Source organism: Streptomyces sp. NPDC001020 (assembly GCF_053599115.1).
Genome location: NZ_JBSFLQ010000018.1, coordinates 30743 through 52141, shown reverse-complemented (window position 1 = coordinate 52141; position 21399 = coordinate 30743). Strand labels below are relative to the sequence as shown.

25 protein-coding genes and 2 pseudogenes are annotated in these 21399 nt (G+C 67.9%); 14 read left to right on the top strand and 13 right to left on the bottom strand.

Annotated features, from left to right (window positions below):
* Window positions 1-21 precede the first annotated feature (21 nt).
* On the top strand, window positions 22-1176 hold the full coding sequence (locus ACWDEX_RS18845; protein WP_450464695.1) for a lipid II:glycine glycyltransferase FemX: 1155 nt from the start codon (window positions 22-24) through the stop codon (window positions 1174-1176).
* On the top strand, window positions 1173-1301 hold the full coding sequence (locus ACWDEX_RS18840; RefSeq protein ID WP_450464694.1) for a hypothetical protein: 129 nt from the start codon (window positions 1173-1175) through the stop codon (window positions 1299-1301). The genes ACWDEX_RS18845 and ACWDEX_RS18840 overlap by 4 nt, the downstream gene beginning before the upstream one ends.
* A 1-nt stretch (window position 1302) precedes the next feature.
* On the opposite strand, the gene ACWDEX_RS18835 is transcribed toward ACWDEX_RS18840, so the two are convergent.
* Window positions 1303-2646 carry a UDP-N-acetylmuramoyl-tripeptide--D-alanyl-D-alanine ligase gene (locus ACWDEX_RS18835; protein WP_450464692.1) on the bottom strand — a complete coding sequence of 448 codons (1344 nt, stop codon included), beginning with the start codon at window positions 2644-2646 and terminating at the stop codon, window positions 1303-1305.
* Between the two features lie 159 nt (window positions 2647-2805).
* Between ACWDEX_RS18835 and vanH the strand changes: the two genes are divergently transcribed.
* From vanH to vanX, 3 genes are read left to right on the top strand one after another with little or no spacing between them, the layout of a single operon-like run.
* Window positions 2806-3846, top strand: a complete 1041-nt coding sequence (gene vanH / locus ACWDEX_RS18830) for a D-lactate dehydrogenase VanH (RefSeq protein ID WP_450464691.1) — start codon at window positions 2806-2808, stop codon at window positions 3844-3846.
* A complete protein-coding gene (vanA-Sc, locus tag ACWDEX_RS18825) occupies window positions 3839-4879 on the top strand; it encodes a D-alanine--(R)-lactate ligase VanA-Sc (RefSeq protein WP_450464690.1) in 1041 nt (346 codons plus the stop codon). Before vanH ends, vanA-Sc begins: the two co-directional genes overlap by 8 nt.
* Window positions 4876-5484, top strand: a complete 609-nt coding sequence (vanX, locus tag ACWDEX_RS18820; protein WP_450464689.1) for a D-Ala-D-Ala dipeptidase VanX — start codon at window positions 4876-4878, stop codon at window positions 5482-5484. Before vanA-Sc ends, vanX begins: the two co-directional genes overlap by 4 nt.
* 70 nt (window positions 5485-5554) lie before the next feature.
* Here vanX and ACWDEX_RS18815 read toward each other — a convergent pair whose 3' ends face one another.
* On the bottom strand, window positions 5555-5722 hold the full coding sequence (locus ACWDEX_RS18815; RefSeq protein WP_450464687.1) for a hypothetical protein: 168 nt from the start codon (window positions 5720-5722) through the stop codon (window positions 5555-5557).
* A 181-nt stretch (window positions 5723-5903) separates the two neighbouring features.
* Here ACWDEX_RS18815 and ACWDEX_RS18810 point away from each other — a divergent pair, with 181 nt between their 5' ends.
* Window positions 5904-7121, top strand: coding sequence for an MFS transporter (locus ACWDEX_RS18810; RefSeq protein WP_450464686.1), 1218 nt, complete (start codon window positions 5904-5906; stop codon window positions 7119-7121).
* Window positions 7122-7314: 193 nt separating this feature from the next.
* Window positions 7315-8040: a dienelactone hydrolase family protein gene (locus ACWDEX_RS18805; protein ID WP_450464684.1), complete on the top strand. Its 726-nt coding sequence runs from the start codon at window positions 7315-7317 to the stop codon at window positions 8038-8040.
* On the opposite strand, the gene ACWDEX_RS18800 is transcribed toward ACWDEX_RS18805, so the two are convergent.
* The 3 genes from ACWDEX_RS18800 to ACWDEX_RS18790 form a co-directional block, all read right to left on the bottom strand.
* Entirely contained in the window at window positions 7962-8369 is a 408-nt protein-coding gene (locus tag ACWDEX_RS18800; protein ID WP_450464683.1) for a hypothetical protein, read from the bottom strand. The genes ACWDEX_RS18805 and ACWDEX_RS18800 overlap by 79 nt on opposite strands.
* A 477-nt stretch (window positions 8370-8846) precedes the next feature.
* The gene (locus tag ACWDEX_RS18795) at window positions 8847-9455 is read right to left on the bottom strand and encodes a MarR family winged helix-turn-helix transcriptional regulator (RefSeq protein ID WP_450464681.1); all 609 of its coding nucleotides are present in this window, start codon (window positions 9453-9455) and stop codon (window positions 8847-8849) included.
* Entirely contained in the window at window positions 9452-9691 is a 240-nt protein-coding gene (locus ACWDEX_RS18790) for a hypothetical protein (RefSeq protein ID WP_450464680.1), read from the bottom strand. Before ACWDEX_RS18790 ends, ACWDEX_RS18795 begins: the two co-directional genes overlap by 4 nt.
* Window positions 9692-9907: 216 nt before the next feature.
* Between ACWDEX_RS18790 and ACWDEX_RS18785 the strand changes: the two genes are divergently transcribed.
* Entirely contained in the window at window positions 9908-10192 is a 285-nt protein-coding gene (locus tag ACWDEX_RS18785; RefSeq protein ID WP_450464678.1) for a hypothetical protein, read from the top strand.
* An 89-nt stretch (window positions 10193-10281) separates the two neighbouring features.
* Entirely contained in the window at window positions 10282-10767 is a 486-nt protein-coding gene (locus ACWDEX_RS18780; protein ID WP_450464677.1) for a DUF1877 family protein, read from the top strand.
* On the opposite strand, the gene ACWDEX_RS18775 is transcribed toward ACWDEX_RS18780, so the two are convergent.
* Window positions 10748-11353, bottom strand: coding sequence for a transposase (locus tag ACWDEX_RS18775; RefSeq protein ID WP_450464675.1), 606 nt, complete (start codon window positions 11351-11353; stop codon window positions 10748-10750). The genes ACWDEX_RS18780 and ACWDEX_RS18775 overlap by 20 nt on opposite strands.
* Window positions 11354-11413: 60 nt before the next feature.
* Between ACWDEX_RS18775 and ACWDEX_RS18770 the strand changes: the two genes are divergently transcribed.
* Window positions 11414-11668 carry a DUF6332 family protein gene (locus tag ACWDEX_RS18770; protein WP_450464674.1) on the top strand — a complete coding sequence of 85 codons (255 nt, stop codon included), beginning with the start codon at window positions 11414-11416 and terminating at the stop codon, window positions 11666-11668.
* 91 nt (window positions 11669-11759) lie between these two features.
* Window positions 11760-12048: pseudogene (locus ACWDEX_RS18765) on the top strand (transposase); the annotation flags it as partial.
* Between the two features lie 441 nt (window positions 12049-12489).
* Here ACWDEX_RS18765 and ACWDEX_RS18760 read toward each other — a convergent pair.
* From ACWDEX_RS18760 to ACWDEX_RS18750, 3 genes are all read right to left on the bottom strand, one after another.
* Complete coding sequence (locus ACWDEX_RS18760; protein WP_450464672.1) at window positions 12490-12882, bottom strand: VOC family protein; 393 nt, start codon at window positions 12880-12882, stop codon at window positions 12490-12492.
* The gene (locus ACWDEX_RS18755; protein WP_450464670.1) at window positions 12879-13181 is read right to left on the bottom strand and encodes an ArsR/SmtB family transcription factor; all 303 of its coding nucleotides are present in this window, start codon (window positions 13179-13181) and stop codon (window positions 12879-12881) included. Before ACWDEX_RS18755 ends, ACWDEX_RS18760 begins: the two co-directional genes overlap by 4 nt.
* Before the next feature lie 70 nt (window positions 13182-13251).
* Entirely contained in the window at window positions 13252-13437 is a 186-nt protein-coding gene (locus ACWDEX_RS18750) for a hypothetical protein (RefSeq protein ID WP_450464669.1), read from the bottom strand.
* 773 nt (window positions 13438-14210) lie between these two features.
* Here ACWDEX_RS18750 and ACWDEX_RS18745 point away from each other — a divergent pair.
* A complete protein-coding gene (locus ACWDEX_RS18745) occupies window positions 14211-15308 on the top strand; it encodes a PP2C family protein-serine/threonine phosphatase (protein ID WP_450464668.1) in 1098 nt (365 codons plus the stop codon).
* 661 nt (window positions 15309-15969) lie between these two features.
* Window positions 15970-16446: an SRPBCC family protein gene (locus ACWDEX_RS18740; RefSeq protein ID WP_450464667.1), complete on the top strand. Its 477-nt coding sequence runs from the start codon at window positions 15970-15972 to the stop codon at window positions 16444-16446.
* 262 nt (window positions 16447-16708) lie between these two features.
* Here the strand turns inward: ACWDEX_RS18740 and ACWDEX_RS18735 are convergent, their stop codons facing one another.
* The 4 genes and pseudogenes from ACWDEX_RS18735 to ACWDEX_RS18720 form a co-directional block, all read right to left on the bottom strand.
* On the bottom strand, window positions 16709-18202 hold the full coding sequence (locus tag ACWDEX_RS18735) for a phosphatase PAP2 family protein (protein WP_450464665.1): 1494 nt from the start codon (window positions 18200-18202) through the stop codon (window positions 16709-16711).
* A 282-nt stretch (window positions 18203-18484) separates the two neighbouring features.
* Window positions 18485-18655 carry a DUF5670 family protein gene (locus tag ACWDEX_RS18730; protein WP_086727732.1) on the bottom strand — a complete coding sequence of 57 codons (171 nt, stop codon included), beginning with the start codon at window positions 18653-18655 and terminating at the stop codon, window positions 18485-18487.
* A gap of 63 nt (window positions 18656-18718) precedes the next feature.
* Window positions 18719-18942: pseudogene (locus tag ACWDEX_RS18725) on the bottom strand (hypothetical protein); the annotation flags it as partial.
* Between the two features lie 93 nt (window positions 18943-19035).
* On the bottom strand, window positions 19036-20370 hold the full coding sequence (locus ACWDEX_RS18720; RefSeq protein ID WP_450464663.1) for an aminotransferase-like domain-containing protein: 1335 nt from the start codon (window positions 20368-20370) through the stop codon (window positions 19036-19038).
* A 133-nt stretch (window positions 20371-20503) separates the two neighbouring features.
* On the opposite strand from ACWDEX_RS18720, the gene ACWDEX_RS18715 reads away from it, so the two are divergent.
* Window positions 20504-21280 carry a crotonase/enoyl-CoA hydratase family protein gene (locus tag ACWDEX_RS18715; RefSeq protein ID WP_450464662.1) on the top strand — a complete coding sequence of 259 codons (777 nt, stop codon included), beginning with the start codon at window positions 20504-20506 and terminating at the stop codon, window positions 21278-21280.
* Window positions 21281-21399: the final 119 nt, after the last annotated feature.

Sequence of the window (21399 nt, the reverse complement as noted above, 5' to 3'; positions counted from 1 at the left end):
CGACGTGAGGATGGCGGACCAGTGAGCCGAACCACGCACCACCGAGGGGCCAGGGCCGCGGGCGGGAGTCTGACCGTCGGGCCGATCAGCGCCGCCGAGCACTTGGCGTTCGTGCGGACACAGCGGTCGGTCAGTTTCCTCCAGACCCCGGCATGGGGCCGTGTCAAGACCGAGTGGCGCAGCGAGTCCCTCGGCTGGTTCGACGGTCGGCGGCTGGTCGGTGCAGGGCTTGTCCTGCACCGTCCAGTGCCGCGACTCGACCGCTTCACGCTTGCCTATCTGCCCGAGGGCCCGGTCATCGACTGGGCCGGCGAGATCGACGCGTGGCTCGATCCGCTGGCGGCACATCTCAAGGCACACGGTGCGTTCGCGATCCGGCTCGGCCCGCCGGTGTGCACGGACACCTGGAGCGCCGCCCAGGTCAAGGAGGGCATAGCCGACCAGGGCATCCAGCGGCTCACCGAGCTGCGGAGTCAGTGGGCCGACCCGGTCGGTGCCCGCGTGACCAGTCGGCTCAGGAACGCCGGCTGGCTGCCGCAGAGCCCCAAGGACGGCTTCGGGGTTGGGCATCCACAGTTCAAGTACGAGATTCCGCTGGCCGGCAAAACCGAGGACGACCTGCTCAGGGGTATGAACCAGCTCTGGCGCCGCAACATCAAGAAGGCGGCCAAGGAGGGAGTCGAGGTCAGGGTCGGCGAGGACCTGAAGGCGTTTCACGACCTCTATGTCCACACGGCCGAGCGCGACCGTTTCACACCCCGGCCGCTGCGCTACTTCGAGACCATGTTCGCGGCGCTGACCGCCGAGGACCCCGAGCGGATCAGGCTCTACCTGGCCCGCCACCAGGGCGACCTGGTCGCCGCCACCGTCCTGGTTCGCGTAGGCGCCCACGCGTGGTACTCCTACGGCGCCTCCTCCACCGAGAAGCGCGAGGTGCGAGGCTCCAACGCCTGCCAGTGGGCGATGATCCGCGACTCGCTGGCGGCCGGCTGCGACATCTATGACCTGCGTGGCATCACCCCCACCCTCGACGCCGACGACCCGTACGCCGGACTGGTCCAGTTCAAGGTCGGCACCGGCGGTCAGGCGGTGCGGTACGTCGGCGAGTGGGACCTGCCGCTGCGGCCGATGGTCTATCGGGCCTTCGATCTCTATATGAAGCGGCGCGGGCGATGAGCCCGACTCTCACGCTGGTCGGCGGCCGCGACCACGTGTGCGCGGCCGCCGACCGGACGCCCGGCCTGGTGCCGGCGGCCAAGGACACCGGCCGCGGCCTCGGCCTGGTGTCCGCGTACGAGTGACTCAGGCGAGCGCGGCGGCGACCAGGTCGAGGCGCGCCCCGCGGGAGGCCTTGACGAGCACCACATCGCCGGCGGCGAGGTGGCCGCGCAGCCAGTCGATGGCCGCGTCGTTGTCGGCCAGCACCACCGCCCGCTCTCCCACGCCGTCGGCGATCGGCCGGGCGGCCTGGCCGACAGCGGCCACTACGTCGGCTCGGGATGCGGCGTACTCCCCGACGGCGCGGTGATCAGCCTCGCTGTCGTCGCCGAGCTCGAGCATCTCGCCGAGGACAGCTATGCGGCGCCCGCCCTCGATCGCCGCCAGCGCGTCCAGGGCGGCGCGAGTCGAGTCGGGGTTGGCGTTGTAGGAGTCGTCGAGCAGCGTCGCGTTGCCGGCGAGGTCGCGCAGCTCCATACGCCACTTCGACAGCGAGGCGGTGGCCAGCGCCGCCGTGGCCATGTCGAGGGGAACGCCGGCCGCCAGCCCCGCCGCTGCGGCAGCCGACGCGTTGAGCGCCTGGTGGGCGCCCACGAGCGGCAGCACAAAGGAAGCCGAGGCGGCGACGGTCCGCAGCCTGAAGGACGGCCGGCCGAGGCGGTCAAGGGCCAGGTCGAGCATCCGCACGTCGGCGTGGACCGTCCGGCCAAAGGTCAGCACGGGACCGTCGGCGAGCGAGCGCATCGCGACCACCCGGGGATCGTCGGAGTTGAGTACGGCGGTGCCGCCGGGCGCCAGCCCCCGCACCATCTCGCCCTTGGCCTTGGCGATGGCCTCGCGCGACCCGAACTTGCCGATGTGGGCCTGGCCGACGTTGAGGACGACGCCGATGTCGGGCGCGACCAGGCCGGTGAGTTCGGCGATGTCGCCGACATGGCGGGCTCCCATCTCCAGGACGAGGAACCGGGTGGCCGCGTTGGCGCGCAGCATGGTGAGCGGCACACCGAGCTCGTTGTTGAACGAGCCGATCGTGGCGATCGTCGGCCCGGCGCTCGACAGCACAGCCGCCAGCAGGTCCTTGGTACTGGTCTTGCCCTGCGAGCCGGTCAGCCCGACAACGGTCAGCCCGTCGCGCAGCCGGCCCACGACGTGGGCAGCGAGCGCCTGCAGTGCGGCTTGGGCGTCCTGGACGACGACGGTGGGCAGCGGCGTGGGCCGGGAGCCGAGCACCGCCACGGCGCCGGCCCGGCCTGCCTGCTCGGCGTAGTTGTGGCCGTCGACGTGCTCGCCGGCGAAGGCGACGAAGAGGCTGCCCTGTTCGGCGTGCCGGCCGTCGAGCACGGCCGGCGCGGTCACCGTCACGGAGCCGTCGCCCGAGATCGTCCCGCCGACGACCGCAGCGATCTCACCGAGACTGAGCGGGATCATGCCGAGGCCTCGCGGGTCTCGGAGGACGGGCGTGGGAAAAGCGAAATCGGATGAACGATCAACGTGGCCATGTGCTCGACGCTACCGGCCTGTTGCATATCGTCGGCGTATCGAAAACCGCATACGCTCCGGTAACACCCCGTCACCTTGGCTGTAGGCATGACCTACAGCGAACCAGCCCGAAATGCGGCCGGCCGCCCCCGATCGTCGGCGACCTCGTCCTCCTCGGCCGTCCCGGCGACGGGTATCACTGTCTACGGATGCGGGCAGGACGAGGCTGCTCTGTTCCAGGAGATGGCACCCCGCTTCGGTGTCACAACCATCACCACGGATGCGGCGGTATCCGAAGCCAATACCGAACTGGCCTCCGGAAATCGGTGCATCAGCGTAGGCCATAAGACCCGGATCGCCAATCCCACACTTCTCGCCCTCAGTCGAGCCGGCGTAACGTACATCTCCACACGGAGCATCGGCTACAACCACATCGATGTGGAATATGCGACAAGCGTCGGAATTTCCGTCGAAAATGTCGCCTACTCACCCGACAGTGTGGCCGACTACACGCTGATGCTGATGCTGATGGCGGTACGGAACGCGAAAGCCACGGTCCGCCGCTCGGACCGCCACGATTACCGGCTGAACGAGGTGCGCGGAAAGGAACTGCGCGACCTGACCATAGGGGTCGCCGGAACAGGACGCATCGGCACGGCAGTCATGGAAAGGCTGCGAGGTTTCGGCGGACGAATACTTGCCTACGACCGTCACCCCAAAACGGCTGCCGACTACGTTTCCCTCAATGAGTTGCTGCGGCTGAGCGACATCGTGACGCTCCACACACCGCTTACCACGGATACGCATCATCTCCTTGACCGTCAACGGATCGAGCAGATGAAACACGGCGCTTTCATCATCAATACCGGACGCGGTTCCCTGATCGACACCGAGGCTCTCGTTTCTGCACTGGAAAGCGGCCGATTGGGCGGTGCCGCGCTGGATGTCATCGAAAGAGAAGAAGGAATCTTCTACGCCGACTGCCGCAACAAGCACATCGAAAGCAAGGCGTTGCTGCGGCTGCAGGAGATGCCGAACGCGCTCATGACTCCGCACACCGCGTATTACACGGACCACGCGCTGAGCGACACAGTCGAAAACTCCATCACCAATTGCCTGAAATTCGAAAGAAGGCATCAGCATGGCTAGGTTAAAGGTCGGCATCATATTCGGCGGCTGCTCCGAGGAACACCCTGTTTCCGTCAAGTCCGCGCGAGAGGTCTCGCGGAATCTCGACGTCGAGAAGTACGAGCCGTTCTACATCGGGATCACGCAGAGCGGTGACTGGAGGCTCTGCGACGGGCCTGACGGGGACTGGGAGAAGGGCAACTGCCGCCCGGCCGTGCTGTCACCGGACCGGAGCGTCCGCGGACTGCTCGTCCTGGACCAGGGGCGGTACCAGACGATCGCCCTGGATGTTGTGCTGCCGGTGCTGCACGGCAAGCTCGGCGAGGACGGCGCGATTCAGGGTCTCCTCGAGCTCTCCGGCATCCCCTACATCGGCTGCGACATCCAGAGTTCCGCGCTGTGCATGGACAAGTCCCTCGCCTACCTCGTCGCCAAAAGCGCGGGAATCGCCACGCCGAATTTCTGGACCGTCACGGCGGACGAGAACATCGATCCCGACCGGATCACCTATCCTGTCTTCGTGAAGCCGGCCCGTTCGGGGTCGTCCTTCGGCGTCAGCAAGGTATCCGGGAAAGAGGAACTGCTGAGTGCGGTGAAAAACGCCCGGCAGTACGACTCGAAAGTGCTGATCGAAGAGGCCGTCGCCGGCAGCGAGATCGGATGCGCCATCCTCGGGAACGAGCTGGACCTGATCGCGGGACAGGTGGACCACATCGCACTCTCCCACGGCTTCTTCAGGATCCATCAGGAGGACCGGCCCGAGACCGGATCCGACAACTCCGTAGCCATCGTTCCCGCCAACATTTCGGAAGAGTCGCGATCACTCGTCCAGGAGAAGGCGAAGGCCGTCTTCCGCGCCCTGGGATGCCGGGGACTGTCGCGGGTGGACATGTTCCTCAAGGAGGATGGCGAAGTAGTCCTCAACGAGGTCAATACTTTTCCCGGTTTGACCTCGTACAGCCGTTATCCGAGGATGATGGCGGCTGCAGATCTGCCGCTCGCTGAAGTGATCGACCGCCTGGTGTCGCTGGCACGGACGGGGAAGCTCCGATGAACGAGGACTTCGTCTTCGTGGACGAGCTCGTCCCCGGAATACGCTGGGACGCCAAGTACGCCACCTGGGACAATTTCACCGGCAAGCCGGTGGACGGCTACCTGGCGAATCGTATCGTCGGCACGAAGGCCTTGTGCGCGGCTCTGGAAATGGCGCAGGAAAAGGCGGGATCCCTCGGCTTCGGCCTGCTGCTCTGGGACGGCTACCGTCCGCAACGCGCCGTGGACTGCTTCGTGCGCTGGTCGCAGCAGTCGGAGGACGGCCGGACGAAGCCTCGGCACTATCCGAACATCGACAGATCCGACATGTTCGAGATGGGATACGTGGCCACCATGTCGGGCCACAGTCGGGGCAGCACTGTGGACGTGACGCTGTATCACCTGGGCACCGGCGAACTTTCCTCCATGGGGGGTGGTCACGACCTGATGGATTCTCTCTCCCATCATGGCGCGACGGGGATCGAGCAAGTCGAAGCGCGAAACCGTGAACACCTGCGTTCCATCATGGAAGACTGCGGTTTCAGCTCCTACGAGTGCGAGTGGTGGCATTACACACTGAAAGGCGAACCTTATCCAGACACCTACTTTGATTTCCCCATCACGTAGTTGGGCACGGGCCAGCCGTAGCGCAGGCAGGGCTGGTTCAAATTCGATGTGATGTTTGCAGCTGTCCAACTCAGGGGCCGACGGCCGCCGTAACCGCGGTCGCCGCCGGGCCTGGCTGCAGCGATGTCACCGTGGTCTCCGGATGCGCGCTGGCGGCCGGCACGCGGAAGAGACTGCGCAAGGCCGTGGCCAGCCCCCTGCGGGCGTAACCGGACACCCCGTCCACGGCGTCCTCCACCTTGCGAAATCCCTCTCACCTGCAGTTACGCGGCATGATGTGACTGCGCCGGCGGATCTGGGCCATTTCAAGCTGATGGCGGAGTGGTTGTTGGTGTCGGGAACCTGCCAGAAAATGGCACCTGTTCCTGCTGGACTAGGGGGCGCACTCCGCATGTGAAGCCCACCTCAGGACGGAATTCGTGTCCACAAAAACCACCCCTTCTGTCCAATCTCCCGCGCCATCAGACAGCTCGCCCTTGGTTTCCTGGCTGGCTGTCATTTCGGTGATGCTGGGGATCTTCTCCATCGTCACCACCGAAATTCTACCGATCGGCCTGCTCACCTCGATCGGCTCGAGTTTCACCATCTCGGACGGAATGGCTGGTCTCATGATGACCATGCCCGGGTTCCTGGCCGCGGTTTCGGCCCCACTGGTCACGGTGACCACAGGGCGGATCGACCGACGGGTCATGCTGGGTGTGTTCATCCTCCTGCTGGCGCTGGCCAATTTCCTCGCCGCCGTCGCGTCGAACTATTGGCTGGTCTTGCTCTCCCGCGTCATGGTGGGGGTCACCATCGGCGGCTTCTGGTCCATCGGAGCTGGGCTCGCCGGCCAACTGGTGCCCGCCAGGTCCGTGGGCCGCGCGACCTCGGTGATCTTCTCCGCGGTACCGCTCGGCTCCGTACTCGGGGTGCCGCTGGGCACGTTCATCGGTGACGTCGCGGGCTGGCGGACCGCGTTCCTCGCCATGGGCGGCTTCACGCTGGCCGTCCTCGCCCTGCTGCTCCTGGCCGTCCCGCCGCTCCCCGCCCACCAGGCAACACGCCTCGACGTCCTCAGCGGCATGCTCCGCAGCGTCAACATCCGCTTCGCCCTGACGATGACCTTCCTCGTCGTGCTCGCTCACTTCGGCACGTACACGTACGTCACGCCCTTCCTGGAGCAGGTGACACACGTGAGCTCGGGTCTCATCACGGTCTACCTGCTCATCTACGGAGCGGCCGGCATCGCCGGCAACTTCTTCGGCGGATCCACGGTGGGACGCTATCCGCGGGCCACCTTCGCCGCGGCCGCCGCGCTGATCGCCGGTGCGACCCTGCTCCTCCCCGTCCTCGGCGGGTCGGACGTAGGAGCGGTGGCACTGCTGGTCGTCTGGGGCGTCGCCTACGGAGCCGTGCCGGTCTGCTCGCAGACCTGGTTCTCCAAAGCCGCGCCCCACTCCCCCGAGGCGTCCTCCGTCCTCTTCACTGCCTCCTTCCAGGCCACCATCTCCATCGGAGCCCTGGTCGGAGGGGCTGTCCTCGACCGCTCCTCGCCCTCGACAGTCATGGTGCTGGGCGGTCTTGCCGCCGTCCTGATGGTGCTGCTGTCTTGGGTCCACCGGGCGGGGAGGTACACGTGGCCCAAGGCCTCGTAGCCTCACCGCGCCAAGTGCGGCCAATCTCCCCGACACCTGCCCCACAGCGTTCGTCCTCTCGTCCGGTCGTGCCCGCCCCGGCGGGCCGGCCCGGCGAGTGGCGCCTCCCCCATCACTTTCTCGGACCCACGCTGTTCTGCCAGCAGCAGAGCCTCGGCCCTACCGGGCCCGCCGATCACTACCGTCCAGTCTCATGACGACGATTACAACGCGCACGGTCGAGTACCAGGCCGACGACCTGACGATGATCGGGTACCTCGCACTCCCAGCCGATGTCGACCGTCGGCCCGCGGTACTGCTCGGACCAGAAGGCCCGGGGCTCAGCGACGTCGAGCGCCGCCGGGCCGACGCGCTCGCCGAGCTGGGATACGTAGCACTGGCCTTCGACCTCCACGGCGGGCGCTATTTGAGTGACCCCGAGGAGATGCTGACCCGTTGCATTCCGCTGCTCGCCGACCCCGACCGGATGCGGGCCATCGGCCACGCGGCGCTCGACGTGTTGCGCGCCGAGCCGCGGACCGACCCCGACCGGATCGCCGCCGTCGGCTATGGCACCGGGGGCGCGATCGGGCTGGAACTCGGGCGCGACGGCGTCAACCTGCGCGCGATCGGTACGGTCAACGCACTGACCACGGGCCAACCTGGCGAGACGGCGCGCATCCGCTGCCCGGTGTGGGCCGGGGTCGGATCGGAAGACCCGATCATGCCGCCCGCTCAACGGGACGCCTTCGCCGCCGAGATGCAGGCTGCGGGCGTCGACTGGCGTCTCGTCGTCTACGGCGGCGCCTTGCACGCCTTCCACCACCCGCCAGTCGACCATCCCGTGGTCCCCGGCGTCGGCTACCACCCACGGCACGCGCAGCGAGCCTGGCGCGACATCGTCGGCCTCCTCGCCGAGTGCCTGCCCATAACGGAGTGATAGCGGAGCGGTTTGCCGGGGCTGCGGGCGTAGGCGATCTCGCGGTAGGTGCTCCCGCCGATGTAGCCGCCGGGATTGACGACAACTTCTTCCGCGAGGCGGATCTTCTGCAGGTGCAAGCTGCCGAGCATCGGCTTGAGTCGGCTGGCCTGGGCGGTGGTAGCCCACAGGGGGTGCAGTTCCTTGAGGCTGCAGCCGGAGGCCAGGACGATGCGGCCGGCTGCGGTCTCGACAGAGGTTGGCTTCTGCGAGGCGTCCCAGTACCTGGTCGATCGGCACAGCGCGACGATGCGCGGGCTGGACTGCGGGTTGCTGGTGGTGTCAGGCACGGAGATGCCGCCCACGGTGAGGTCTGCCGAAGGCGACGATCGGCCACGCGCTGCACCCGCCTGGAGCGGTGCACGTCGCGCCGTACGACCGTCTGACCTGTCGCGAAACTGCGCACGGCGTCCTCCTGCGCTGGATGCGGCCGGGATGTCCGGCCGGGGAAGCAGCACTCACCGCACCCCGGCCGGGGTGGGTAGCCGCTGTCCGAGGGTGGCTTGCCCACCCTGGCCGCAGCGGTTCACCCAAGTTCCCCTTGGGCTTGCCCACGACTACCGGCGTCGTCCGAAGGGGCCGCCACTCTTCTTCGTCTCTGCTTCGGCCGCCTCCTGTGCGGCAGTCTCTTCTGCCTGGCCCCGCGCGACACGTTCGGCTTCGGCGCGAACGCTCGCCGCGTCCACGCACGGCGCGCACAGGCCATCGCTATCGCTGGCTCAGGACTGTCCCGCCCTTGCACGATCTCCCAGCGGTCGTCGGTGAACTTATGCGGTGGTGGTCCCTTCGGTGGCAGTGAGGTGGGCGGTGATGCGCTGCTGGTTCTGAACGAGCCGTAGGCACAGGTGGCGGAGCTGGTGAAGTTCGGTGTCGGTGAATCCGTGGAACAGCGCCGCCATCGCCCGCTGCGTCGGGACCCGGAACTCGTCCAGCCACGCCAGTCCGGCGGGGGTGATGCGGGCGAGGACGGATCGGCGATCTGAGGGATCGGGGTCGCGCTGGACGAGTCCTTGGCGTTCGAGCGTGTCGACCAGGCCGGTGGCATTGCGGGGGGTCATGCCTGCGGAGCGTGCGAGGTCACCGAGATTCGCACCGGCCGTGCCGAGGCTGCGCAGCCGGAGCAGGACGTCGACGGCTCCCGTGCTGAGACCTCGGCCTTCCGTGCCCTGAGTGCGGAGCCGTTCGACGGACTTGTGCGCAGCACGCGCGGCGGCCGCCGCCTCCAGGCGGAGCGTGTCCCCTCCTTCCGCAAACTCGTCGATAGATGCGCGGACTTGGGGGTCATAGAACAGCCCGTCTGTGTCGCGGGTGAGTCCATCAGGGTTAGTTACATGCTTCATAATGAAGTAGTACTGGATCTTATCGAGTCCGGTCAAGACGAGGAAGGCACCCGGAGCGGCGGCACCCGCCAAAGGGCGATGGCCGGCAGCACATACCGGCCTGCGGGCAGGTGCAGGTGCACTTCGGCGTGGTGCCGTCCTGCCCAGGCGAAGAACCAGGCGGCGATCACGGCGTTGGAGACGGCGCTGGCGAGGCTCTGCAGGCCGACAGAGCCCGTGGCAGCCCCGGTCTCGATCCCCGTCTTCTGCAGGTAGCGCAGGTTGAGCGCCACCGGAAGGCTTCGGGCAAGGTCTCCTCACCGACTCCAATAGTGAGGGCGTCGACATCATGTGTGGCATGAAGGAGAGGGAATAGCACGGTCATGGCGACGTCATCGAAGCTACCTCGCATGGGTCGACCATCCGTGGCACCGGCTCGCACGACGAGTCCTGGGGCCGGGGGCCGGGTCAGGCAGGCGTTCCAGCTCATCGTGCTCGCGGAGCGTGCGTTGATCTCGGCCGTAGTACATGAACGGGAGCAGGGCAGCTCCTGGGCCGAGATCGGCCAGTATTTGGGCTTCGGCCCGTCGGAAGCGGAAGAGCGCTTTTCCGCACACCTGGACGGTTGGAACACGGCCTTCGAAGTGCCCTACCGGCTCGACACCTCCGGCCGCAAGCTAGGCATGTTGCGAAAGTTCCGTATGGATGGCTACCCGTCCACAGTGGTCGATCTCGACGAAACACGGCGCTCGGGTTTCGGAGGGTGTCCTGGCACCGCCAGGCATCCCGCGTGAGGAGACGGGGCGTCTCGCCGTCAGTGCCGTCGAGTAAGTTCCGTCCGTTCGGCCCGACACGCGGGCCGCCGAACTGGGGACTCGTCGCGGTGAGCATCTATCTACACCTTCGGGCTGTCACGCAATCAGAGATCCGGGACGACCACACGTGGCTTGCTGCGTTCATGTCCGAGGCGTGGGACAACCACCCCGCCGAATACGCGGCAGGTATCGCCGACTCGATCGACAAGGTCTGCAGCTCCGTCAATGACCTCTACGCTGCAGCCGACGTCCTCGATACAGACGCCGACAAGCCCTGGGGGCTGCCGATTTACGGCGGCCGTCCTGTAGCACACAGTGCTGATGCCGACCCCTCCAACCCGCCCCTGATGATTCTGGAGCCGCCTGGGGTGTCACAGGCCGCAGGCTTCCTCGCGACTGTCTCTTTCGACGAGCTTTGGAACGTCGCTGGCGGCCGCGTCAGGGAAGATCCACAGGTCAGGCAGGAGTTCCTCGACCATCACAGGAACCTCCAAGGGTTCTACGGGCGGGCGGCTTCAGCAGGCCACGCCGTGGTCAAAGCGGTGTGGGCGTGAGACGTGGTCGCGTGCCGGTTACAGCCATTCGTTGATGGCGGCGACCAGCACGGTCGCGTGACAGCGGACAGCGGACAGCGGACAGCGGACAGCGGACAGCAAGCTTGTCGTACCTTGTGACGACCGCGCGGTGGCGCTTGAACCGATTGATCCCGCACTCGACCGCGTGCCGCTCCTTGAAGTCACCCTTGTCGAACTTCGGCGGGCGGCCACCGCGAGAGCCGAGTTTACGGCGGTTGCGGATCTGGTCCACCTCATCCGGGACGGTGCACTTCACGCCACGTCGGCGCAAGAAGGCGCGGTTCGCGCGCGAGACGTACGCCTTGTCTGCACAGACCTTGTCGGGCTTGGTCCGAGGCCGACCAGGTCCAGTTCCGAGTACCCGGATATCGTCCAGAACTGGCTGGAACTGGGGATTGTCGTGCCGCTGGCCTGCGGTGACAAGCAGGGACAGCGGCTTCTGCCCTGCTCTACCGCCAAGTGCAACTTCGTGGTCAGCCCGCCGCGTGAGCGCCCGAGACCGTGGCCGTTCGGCTCCGGGTCGACGCCTTACTAGCCATCTCAATTGGTCAGTGCGCCTCCGCACGTGAGAGTCAGGCTGTCCAAACCATGCGCCATAGCTTGACCGTGATGTGAGACTTGCAGCATGGACATGGGGCGTGAGTCGCGGTGGGAAAAGGACGCAATGACGGTGGAGATCGTTTTCGCCCTCGTGACTGCCGTCGTGCTGGCCGCGGCGGTCTTCGCCGTCGCTCTGACTGCCACACTAGCCTTTGGTGCCTCTGGTTCAGCGAAGAAGGGCGTTTTGGTGGGGGGCGCACTGCTCGGAGCGACGGTCGGAATGTGGCGTCTCGTACGGGTGCTGCGTCGGTTCGACGAGCAGCGCCGAATGGGCCGCTGACTGCGGGCCTTCTCCTTGAGGTCGGTAGCCTGCCGGCGTGGGGATCGTTGAGCGGCTGGTGCCGGATGAGTTGTGGCAGTTGTTCTAGCGGGTGGCGCCGGAGGCGCCGTCGCGGCCTCAGGGGGGTGGCCGGCGCCGCCACGGTCCGGGAGGTGCTGGCGGCGATGGTGTTCGTGGCGACATCGGGCTGTACGTGGCAGCAGCTACCTGACGCGTCGTTCGGGCCGTACGGTGCGACGACCCACCGCAGGTTCACCGAGTGGACGAAAGCCAGGGTGTGGGCCAAGCTCCACCGCCTAGTCGTTGACGAACTCGGCTCCCGAGGCGACCTGGACTGGTTCCATTGCGCGATCGACTCGGTGAACATGCGTGCCTTGAAAAGGTGCCCCTGTGGCGTGATGGTGGGCTCGGGCGATGGTGGAGTCCACGCTCTTTTCCATCACGGGGGGCAGCGGGAGACCGAGCACGGCAGTGCCGGCAAATGATCACGCAGCGCACCTCGGAATGAGGCAGAGAGCCACGTGCTGACTGCTCGTCAAATCGACAGCAGTGTCATGCTCGCTGGTCGCTGATGAGCCGGGAGTGCGCGCGGCGTGCGCACCGGTGCGCAGTGCCCGATGCACGGCGCTCCCCCGCCCACCGGTGCGCACCACGGTGGAGTCCGCTCTCCGGCCGGTGCGCACAATGGAGCCTCCGCCGACTTGAAGTCGCAGGTCAAAGGGCTGGTGACCATTGCTCGGGGTACTGACGCCGACCGTCTGCGGAGTAGATCATTTGACGCGGGAGCGGCGGCGGCCGGACCCTCGCACGAGGCTGACCGCTTACTGCGACCGGGTCGCGATCTGGATCAGGTTGCCGCAGGTGTCGTCGAAGACGGCGGTGGTGATGGTGCCCATGTCCAGGGGCTCCTGGGTGAACCGGACGCCGAGGCCGCGCAGGCGCTCGTACTCCGCCTTCACGTCGTTGACGGCGAACTGGGCGAGCGGGATGCCGTCCTTGACGAGCGCGTCGCGGTAGGGCTTGACGGCCGGGTGGCCGGCGGGTTCCAGGAGAAGTTCGGTGCCGTCGGGCTCGTCGGGCGAGACGACGGTCAGCCACCGGGCCTGCTCGCCCAGCGGGACGTCGTGCTTCTTCACGAATCCGAGGATCTCGGTGTAGAAGTGCTCGGCCTTGGCCTGGTCGTCGACGAAGACGCTGGTCAGATGGATCTTCATGGGGTGCTCTTCTCTGGTCCGGAGGTGTCGGGCACGGGCCATCGCTCGGTGATCTGCCGCAGCGGGGCTGTGTTCAGGTCGTGGAACTTGTAGCGGCCCTCCCGCCTGGTCTCGACGAGCCCGGCGGCCTCCAGCAGGGCGAGGTGCTGAGAGATCGCCTGGCGAGAGATGCCGAGTTGGTGCTCGGTGCTCAGCCGCGAGCAGATCTCGAAGAGAGTCTGTCCGGACTTCTCCGATAGCACGTCGAGGATGATGCGGCGGGTGGGGTCGGCCAAGGCTTTGAAAAGGTCGTCGGCCACGACCACAGGATAGGCAACCTTTTACTTGCCCATCAAGTCGAGGGCGGCGGCCTGCGGAGTAGATCGTCTGTCAGCGGTTGACTGCGAGGTTCGTCAGTACGAGTAGCGCGCGAAGGAGGCGAGTGGCGTGGACGGGGTCGGTGCGGAGTTCGGTGAGGGCCCGCCAGTTCTTGAGGTGGGCGAAGCCGTGCTCGACCGGTGCCCGTCGGACGGCGACGACCAGTTGGTTTCCGGGTCCCCACGTGCCACGCGTCACGGCCTGCGATCGTCTGTCACCCCACTCCACCCTGGTGCTGTGCACCGACGGGCTCATCGAGCGCTGTGGGGAATCGCTCGACGACGCCATGGCCCGACTCCGTCAGCATGCCGCCGCACTCCCCGGAGCCCGCTCGACGTCTTCTGCGACGAACTGATCATCGGCTCCGACAGACCGGAGGACATCGCCCTGCTCGCCCTGCGTCCCGCGCCACCGGCCTGACACCGGCCCGGCCGGGCCGGTGTTCCACGCTCCGGCGGGCGTGCCGGTCAGCGGACGTGGGCGCCGGCCCCGGGCACGAACAGTGCCAGCTGATCCTTCACTTCCAGCCGATGGCGGAGCGACTGCCGGACGGCAACGAGCAGAACCTGCAGCAGTTCGTGAACCAGTCGACCCGGGCACGGGCGAAGAACGTTGCGATCAGTAGCCGAAGAAGTGAAGGCCCGGGTCTCTGGCCTGCAGCCGGGTAATCGATCAACGCTGCGACCTGCGGCTTAGCTGTCGACGGTTGTCAGCGTTGGTCGTCGTTGAGTGCCCTTCGGCGGCCCCGATGCTTCTGGACACCCACGTCGACCGTGACGTGACTGACCGCTTGGCTCGTCACACATGCGGCACACGTGTCGTGATCGCAGCCATGGGCTCTGGCACCATCGAATGGGCCCCAGCGGTGGCCTCGGACCAGGACATGCCGGAGACTGGAGCCCGGAACGGTACGGGACGACCCGAGGGCCAGATGGATGGAGCGGTACCGGCACGAACGCGCCTCCAGGAGAATGCGGTGGTTCCGGTGCCTGCCCGTCGCCGTGCTTCTCGCCGCGGTCGTCATTGATCTCGCCTGGCCGGAATTCCGAACGTTCCCCCTGCTGGCGGCTGTCTCCGTGATCGCGGCACCGATGCTCTCCCTGGCCTGGACGATTGCCAGTGGTGTGGCGGCCTGCCTGGTCGGGGCGCTCCAGGTTCTTCGCGGAGGCGAGACTCTCTCCACCCCTTCGGATTTCGTCGGGTTCGCGACCATCGGCGTCCTGACTGTTGTCGCGGCCTTCCTCAACCGGATGTTCGCAAGCGAGCGGGAACAGCTGAGAACGTCCCGCCAGGTGGCGGAGGCGGTCCAGCGCGCGGTGCTGCCGAACATGCCCGACCGTGTCCGAGGACTGGCCGTCGCCACCCGGTACCAGGCCGCCCAGGAAGAGGCCCTGATCGGCGGCGACCTCTATGCACTCCACGACACCCCCTACGGCCTCCGCATGGTGATCGGCGACGTTCGCGGCAAAGGCATGCAGGCAGTCACCATGGTCAACACCCTGCTGGGTTCCTTCCACGCGATGGCCCTTCATCTGCCGGACCTGCCCGACGTTGTCCGGGGCGTGGAAGCGCAATTGCAGGACGTCAAGAGCCGCCAGACCGATGCCACATACGAGGACTTCGTCACTGCCATTGTCGTCGAGATCTCCCCCGACCATTCCGTGCTGCGCATGGCGAACCGGGGCCACCCGGCGCCGCTGATGGTCCACGAAGGCAAGGTGACCGTCCTGGAACCGGAGGAGCCGTCACTGCCGTTGGGTCTGGGCGACCTGGCCGGGCCCGATGTTCCGGTGGACGAGTTCGAGTGGCCCCCCGGCGCCACGCTCGTGATGTTCACCGACGGCATCATCGAAGCCCGCGACCGAAATGGCACCTTCTTCGACCCCGTCCCCCCGCTGACCGGCCCCCTCCCCCCAAACCCCGGGGTCGTACTGGACACCATGCTCGCCGCTCTGTTCCGGCACACCGAAGACCTCGAAGACGATGCCGCGGCCCTCGCGATCACACATGTCCCGGTCGGCAGCGTGGGACGAGACCCCTCCGTCGCACCGCAGGTCGGTGGGCGATAGCTCATCCTTATCAGGTCGATCACGGGGGTCTGCCAACGTCGGCCAACGTCCCCTGAGCCTCGGCCGATCGCCCACTGAGGTCCGGCGTCGATCGCGGTTGTTCGCGCTTGTGGGTGTCAGCCGCTGGTGTCAGCCGCCGCACGCGGTCTTGACAAGGGCTGTCTCATCCGGCACGGAGTACCAGTTTGGAAGATCCCGCATGCGGATGTCTGCTGAGCTGGCAGGACGCCGACCCCGGACGATGTGGTCTCTCGTTGCCGCGCTAGGCTCCCCGCCGCGCCAACAAGAGGAGCCCACAAGTGACGCCGTACCAACTGGGTGAATAGAGCATCTATACCGTCTTGGGCCTGGTGGTGATCTTAGTTAAAGCGACCTTGTGCACACTCCCCGGCGAACAGATGCCGACCCCTGCGGGACCTGAACGACATCGCGGCCCGCCGCGGGCAGACCCTCACCCAGATAGGCCGCCCGGGCCGGAACCCTTGGCTGACCGGACTACCTTTTCGCCTGCGCCGTCGCTCCACCGCCCTGCCAAGAAGCCGCCCCCGCCAAGAAGGGGTCGTAAACCGGACGCAGCGGGGTACTCGCGCCACCTGTCGAGATTCCACGGCAGGGCGTAACACACCCCCGCCGCGGCCGATCAGCCGAACAGGAGACGCAGATGAGCACGGTCAAGGAAACAGTGGAAGTCGACGTCCCTCTCCACGCCGCCTACAACCAATGGACACAGTTCGAGGAGTTCCCGAACTTCATGGAGGGCGTCGAAGAGGTCAGGCAGCTCGACGACCGCCACAACCGCTGGACCACCAAGATCAGCGGCGTCCAGCGCGAGTTCGACACCGAGATCGTCGACCAACTGCCCGACGAGCGCATCACCTGGCGCAGCACCACCGGCGACACCCGGCAGAAGGGCACAGTCCGCTTCGAGCGCGTGGACGACACGCACACCAGGGTGGAACTCGTCATGGACGTCGAGCCCAGCGGCGCCGTGGAGAAGACCGGCGACATGCTGGGCGTGATCGACCGGCGCGTCAAGGGAGACATGAAGCGCTTCAAGCAGTACATCGAGCAACGCGGAGGGGAGTCCGGAGCCTGGCGGGGCCGCATCCGGCCCGAGGAGTCCGGCCCCTCCCTCTGAGTACTCCGGGGCCTCGCAAACCCGGCCTTCCCGCGTCCCGGCTGCCCCGACGACCGTTCGGGGACGCTGGGGCGCGCCGTGCCGCAGGCCGGAGCCGTACGGTGCGCCACAAGGCGACGTGCGGCAGGAGGACGTGTGGCGTCACCGCCCGTCCCAGGTCACGACGGACCGGATACTCGCCGCCCGCCCGCACTTCCCAACCCACATGCTGCGCATGGCGAATGACGAGATACCCGCTTTGCCATATGAACTGGTGCCATCGTCAGTTCCCGGGCAATGGCCGGTACACGGTCAGAGCCTCCGGCAGCTTCTCCAGCCACAGCTCGTCCTCCACCTCCACCACCTCGCCGTCGTAGGCCAGGAGAGTGCCGGGCGCGACCCCGCTCAGGTGCAGCCGGCCGACCTGGACCGCGGCGTGGGCGGGGGACCGGGTGAGCGGGCCCGCGAGCGCGGCGAACAGAAGGCGCAGGGCCGGCCTGCGGCCCCCGTGCACCACCCGCACGTCGAGCACCCCGTCGGCCAGGTCGAGCCGGCGGCCCGGGGCGAGCCCCATTCGGTGGTATGTGCCGTTCCCCGCGAACAGCAGCCACAGCGGGTGGGGCCGGCCCTGTAACTCGGCCTGCAGCGGATGACGGTCCGCGCGCAGCACCTTGAGGGCCGCCAGCACCCCGGCCGGCCAGCTGCCGATCCGGTCCGTCCAGCGCTCGCGCTCACGCACCAGCTCCGGGTACACGCCGAGGCTGAAGGTGTTGAGGAAGACGCCCCGCCTGGGCCCGGAGCGGAAGCGGCCCACGTCCACGCGCACTCCGTCGCCGTTCTGCAGAGCCCGGCTCAGGTCTCGTACGTCCTCCACGCCCAGGTCGTAGGCGAAGTGGTTGAGCGTGCCGCCGGGCAGTACCGCGAGCGGTAGATCGTGGCGCAGGGCGACCTCGACGGCCGCGTTCACGGTGCCGTCGCCGCCGCACACCCCGAGCACCCGGGCACGGCCCGCGGCCCTCTCCAACTCGGCGGAGACGTCGGCGGGTCGGCACTCCACGACGTCCGCCATCGGGAGCGCGTCGCGCAGCGCGCGGGCGCGGTCCGAGGTGCCTGAGCCGTTGTTGGCGACGAGCACCAGACCCTCACCTCCGGGCAGCGCCGGTACGTCGGCGCGGGGGCGGGCCGGCGGGGCTATCTGCGCGCGGGTCGGCACCATGCCCCGCACCGCCAACGCGGCGCCCGCGCCCAGGGCGGCGCCTGCGAGCACGTCGCTCGGGAAATGCACGCCGGTGTAGACGCGGGAGAACGCGACCGAGACGGCGACCGGAGCCACCGCCGCGCCCCAGGCCGGGGACTCCAGGGCGACGCCGGTGGCGAAGGCGGCCGCGGACGCCGCGTGCCCGGACGGGAAGGACGTGGTGATGGGCTGCCGCTTGAGCCGGCGCACGATCGGCACCGGGTCCAGCACAGGACGGGGGCGGCGCACCGAACGCTTGCCGAGCGTGTTGATGGTCAGGGACGCCAGACTCAGGGAGGCCACCCCGCGGGCAGCGGCACGGCGTGCCCGCGGGGTGCGGCTCGCCGCGACGGCGGCGGCCGCCGCGAACCACAGCAACCCGTGGTTCGCGCTGCGGCTCAGCCGCGGCAGCACGGGCCCGGCGCCGGGCCAGTTGCGCTCGGCCGCGAACTCGAACAGCCGACAGTCCACGGCCAGCAGGCGTTTGAAGACGGCGTGGGCGCCGGACTTCGGGGCGGTGAGGTCGATGTCTGGGCTCATACAGGGACCCCTACCCTGAAGTGGCCGCTCCTTGCGAGGGATCTTTGTATGCGCCTGCTCCTCGTACGAGGCCATCAGGCCCCTCTCCCCCAGGGCCACCGAGCGGAACCCACCGGCCGACAACAGACCATGCGCGGCGGCAATACGTCTCCGGCTGACCGCCCGGGCCGCATCCAGCCCGGCATCGGCAACAGTGGCCGCACCACCGCCCACTCCCCGTCCGTCATGTCGGTCGGACAACGGCGCTCGCGCATACGACAACGGTTGCTCGGGCGCCCTCGTCTACCAGCGGTACCAACGGCCCCTTCGACCACCGCTGTCCGCGGAGCGGACGACGAAGCCCAGCAGCCACACAACGAGCACGATCACCGCGATCCACCACAGCGCCTTCAGCGCGAAACCCGCACCGAACAGGATGAGAGCCAGCAGAAGGACCAGAAGTAGGGGAACCATCGTTATCAACCTCCTGGCCACCGGATGCCCTTACTTCGATCCCACAAACACACGAAATACGTGTTACTTCCGCCGGATGCTGGGCAGCTGAAGCGGTGCGGTTCGCAGCGTACGGCGGTCTCGGGCGGTCATGTGGGCCACCAGCTCACGGACGGCTGGGCGCCGGATGTACTGGGCTGCGCAGCTCTCGGCGATGCGCAGGGCCTGACACCCGTCGGCCAGGCGGCCCTGCTGGCTGTAGGCACGGCTGCCTCGACCCACGGGGCGGCTCGTCGCTCGGGTACGGGCTGCGCGGGTGGCTTGCTTGCCCGCTGCACCGTGGTGGAAGCGGTCATGGTGACGAGGGCTGTCATGTTCGGGCGGCGAGGTAGTGGGCCATGTCATGGGGGGATGCTCTCGACCGCGTCCTTCAGGCTGCGCAACGCAGCCCCGAGCTCGTCTCGGGGTGGTGTTGCCAGTGCCAGGCGGAGTGCTCGGGGACGGTGGGGACCGGTGGCGAAGGCGTCCGCGGTGGACACGAGGATCCCTTTCTCCGCGAGCACGGCCGCGAGGTGATCGGGGCGCTGGTGCGGCTCCAGGCCGAGCCACACGATGTAGGAGACCGGGTGGGCAGTGAGGTCCAGGCCGGCAAGCGCGGCGCGGGCGATGTCCTGCCGGGCGGCTGCGTCCTGACGGCGGTCTTCCTCCAGGCGGGTGACCGTTCCGTCGGCGATCCAGCCCGTCGCGAGTGCGGTGACGACTCCGGGGGCTCCCCAGGCCGCGGTGCGAAGACTGCTCGTGGCTGCCTTCACATGGCGGTCGGGCAGGACGGCGAAGCCGAAGCGAAGGCCGGGTGCCACGTTCTTGGACAGGCCGGCGACGTAGCAGGTGCGTTCGGGCGCGAGGGCTTGGAGCGGTGGTGGCGGCGAGGGGTCGAGGAAGGCGTAGGTGCCGTCCTCGATGATCAGGCAGTTGTGTGAGTGGGCGAGGGCGGCCAGCCGCTCGCGCTGCTCGCGGTCGAGCACCCAGCCGAGCGGGTTGTGCACGGTGGGGATCGTGTAGATCCCGCGGACGGGCCTGGCGTGGCACAGCTGATCGAGTGCGTCGAGGTCCGGTCCTGTGGCCGTGACCGGGATGGGGGCCAGGTCGAGGCCGTGTGCCGAGGCGAGGAGCTTGATGCCCGGGTAGCTGAGCGCGTCGACGGCGAGGACGTCACCGGGCCGAGTGAGAGTGTGCAGCACGATGTCGAGCGCCTGCTGGGTCCCGCTCGTCAGCAGGACGTTGTGCGGCACCGTGTCGATTCCCCGCCCCAGCAGGTAGGTGGCCACGACGGCCCGGTCGTGGCGGTGTCCGCCGGGCGGGTGCTGGCGCAGCAGCGCCTCGAGGTCTCCCGACGCCGCCATCGTGCGCATGGCCTGCCGCAACTGGTCGCCCTGCCCGGGGGCCAGGGGCTGGTTGAACGACAGGTCCGCCACCCTGGGCACCGGCAGAGCGCGTGATGGTTCGAGCCCGTCGTAGCCGGAGCGCACCCGGACGAACGTGCCCCGGCCCGGCTCTCCCACAACCAGGCCCAGGGCGGCGAGTTCGGCGTAGACGCGGGTGGCCGTGGCCAGCGCGATCCGCCGCTCGCGCGCGAGACCGCGGTGTGTCGGCAGCTGGGTGCCGGCCGGGATCGCGCCGGAGCGGATGGCTGCGGCGAACTCGTGGACGACGGCCTTGTATGAGGACGGTCGCATGCGGCACTCGCTGTCCGTCGCGGAGGAGTATGGGAGTCGAACTCCATTGTATGCAGGACAATTAATGGATCGTCCTGGATCACGGCTCGTAGCCTCGATGCCACCGAACCCAGGCGAAACGGAGTAACCCGGCATGACCGTGCGCATCGAGCGGGACGACCAGGTCGTAGTGATCACCATCGATCGGGAGCAGAAGCTCAACGCCCTGGACTATCCGACGATCGACGCACTGCTTGCACAGCTCGACCACATCGACTCCGACGACAGCATCCGGGCGGCCATCCTGACCGGCGCGGGGCACAGGGCCTTCAGTGCGGGCGCAGACATCCCTTCATTGGCGGCCAGCATCGCCGACGGGCCCGAACGCGCGCTGCGCGAGATCGTGCGCCGGGGCCACGCGCTGACCCGGCGGATCGAGGAGTTCCCCAAGCCGGTGATCGTCGCGGTCAACGGCCTCGCCTACGGCGGCGGCTGCGAGATCACCGAGGCCGCCCCGCTCGCGATCGCCGCCGAGCATGCGACCTTCGCCAAGCCCGAGATCACCCTCGGCTTCCCGCCGCCCTTCGGCGGCTCGCAGCGCCTGCCGCGGCACGTCGGCCGCAAGCGCGGCCTGGAGATGATTCTGACCGGCGACCCGATCCCGGCCGCCCGAGCCGCCGGACTGGGCCTCGTCAACACGGTCGTACCGGCCGACGAACTCCTGGACGCCGCACGGGACCTGGCCGCGCGGATCATCCGGCACGCACCGACGGCCGTAGCTGCCTGCCTGCGCGCGGTCACCCGCGGCATCAACCTGCCGATCGACGAGGGCCTCGCGGTCGAGGCAGCATGCTTCGCCACCACCGTCCCCACGGACGGCGTACAAACCGGCCTGCGACGGTTCCTCGACCGGACGGCCATAGCCGACTGAAACTGACGCGCTCACGCTCGACCGAGGCCACCTCGGGTCACGGCTGCCCGCGCCGGTTCGAGCCGGGTCGTGCGAGGCCACTGACCATAAGAAGTCTCGGACTATGGTCTCGGACCATG

Coding starts and splice junctions, on each gene's coding strand:
- ACWDEX_RS18840 (WP_450464694.1), top strand. CDS start 1,173: ATGAGCCCGACTCTCACGCTGGTCGGCGGCCGCGACCACGTGTGCGCG.
- ACWDEX_RS18835 (WP_450464692.1), bottom strand. CDS start 2,646: ATGATCCCGCTCAGTCTCGGTGAGATCGCTGCGGTCGTCGGCGGGACG.
- vanH (WP_450464691.1), top strand. CDS start 2,806: ATGACCTACAGCGAACCAGCCCGAAATGCGGCCGGCCGCCCCCGATCG.
- vanA-Sc (WP_450464690.1), top strand. CDS start 3,839: ATGGCTAGGTTAAAGGTCGGCATCATATTCGGCGGCTGCTCCGAGGAA.
- vanX (WP_450464689.1), top strand. CDS start 4,876: ATGAACGAGGACTTCGTCTTCGTGGACGAGCTCGTCCCCGGAATACGC.
- ACWDEX_RS18805 (WP_450464684.1), top strand. CDS start 7,315: ATGACGACGATTACAACGCGCACGGTCGAGTACCAGGCCGACGACCTG.
- ACWDEX_RS18770 (WP_450464674.1), top strand. CDS start 11,414: ATGGACATGGGGCGTGAGTCGCGGTGGGAAAAGGACGCAATGACGGTG.
- ACWDEX_RS18760 (WP_450464672.1), bottom strand. CDS start 12,882: ATGAAGATCCATCTGACCAGCGTCTTCGTCGACGACCAGGCCAAGGCC.
- ACWDEX_RS18745 (WP_450464668.1), top strand. CDS start 14,211: ATGCGGTGGTTCCGGTGCCTGCCCGTCGCCGTGCTTCTCGCCGCGGTC.
- ACWDEX_RS18740 (WP_450464667.1), top strand. CDS start 15,970: ATGAGCACGGTCAAGGAAACAGTGGAAGTCGACGTCCCTCTCCACGCC.
- ACWDEX_RS18735 (WP_450464665.1), bottom strand. CDS start 18,202: ATGAGCCCAGACATCGACCTCACCGCCCCGAAGTCCGGCGCCCACGCC.
- ACWDEX_RS18730 (WP_086727732.1), bottom strand. CDS start 18,655: ATGGTTCCCCTACTTCTGGTCCTTCTGCTGGCTCTCATCCTGTTCGGT.
- ACWDEX_RS18720 (WP_450464663.1), bottom strand. CDS start 20,370: ATGCGACCGTCCTCATACAAGGCCGTCGTCCACGAGTTCGCCGCAGCC.
- ACWDEX_RS18715 (WP_450464662.1), top strand. CDS start 20,504: ATGACCGTGCGCATCGAGCGGGACGACCAGGTCGTAGTGATCACCATC.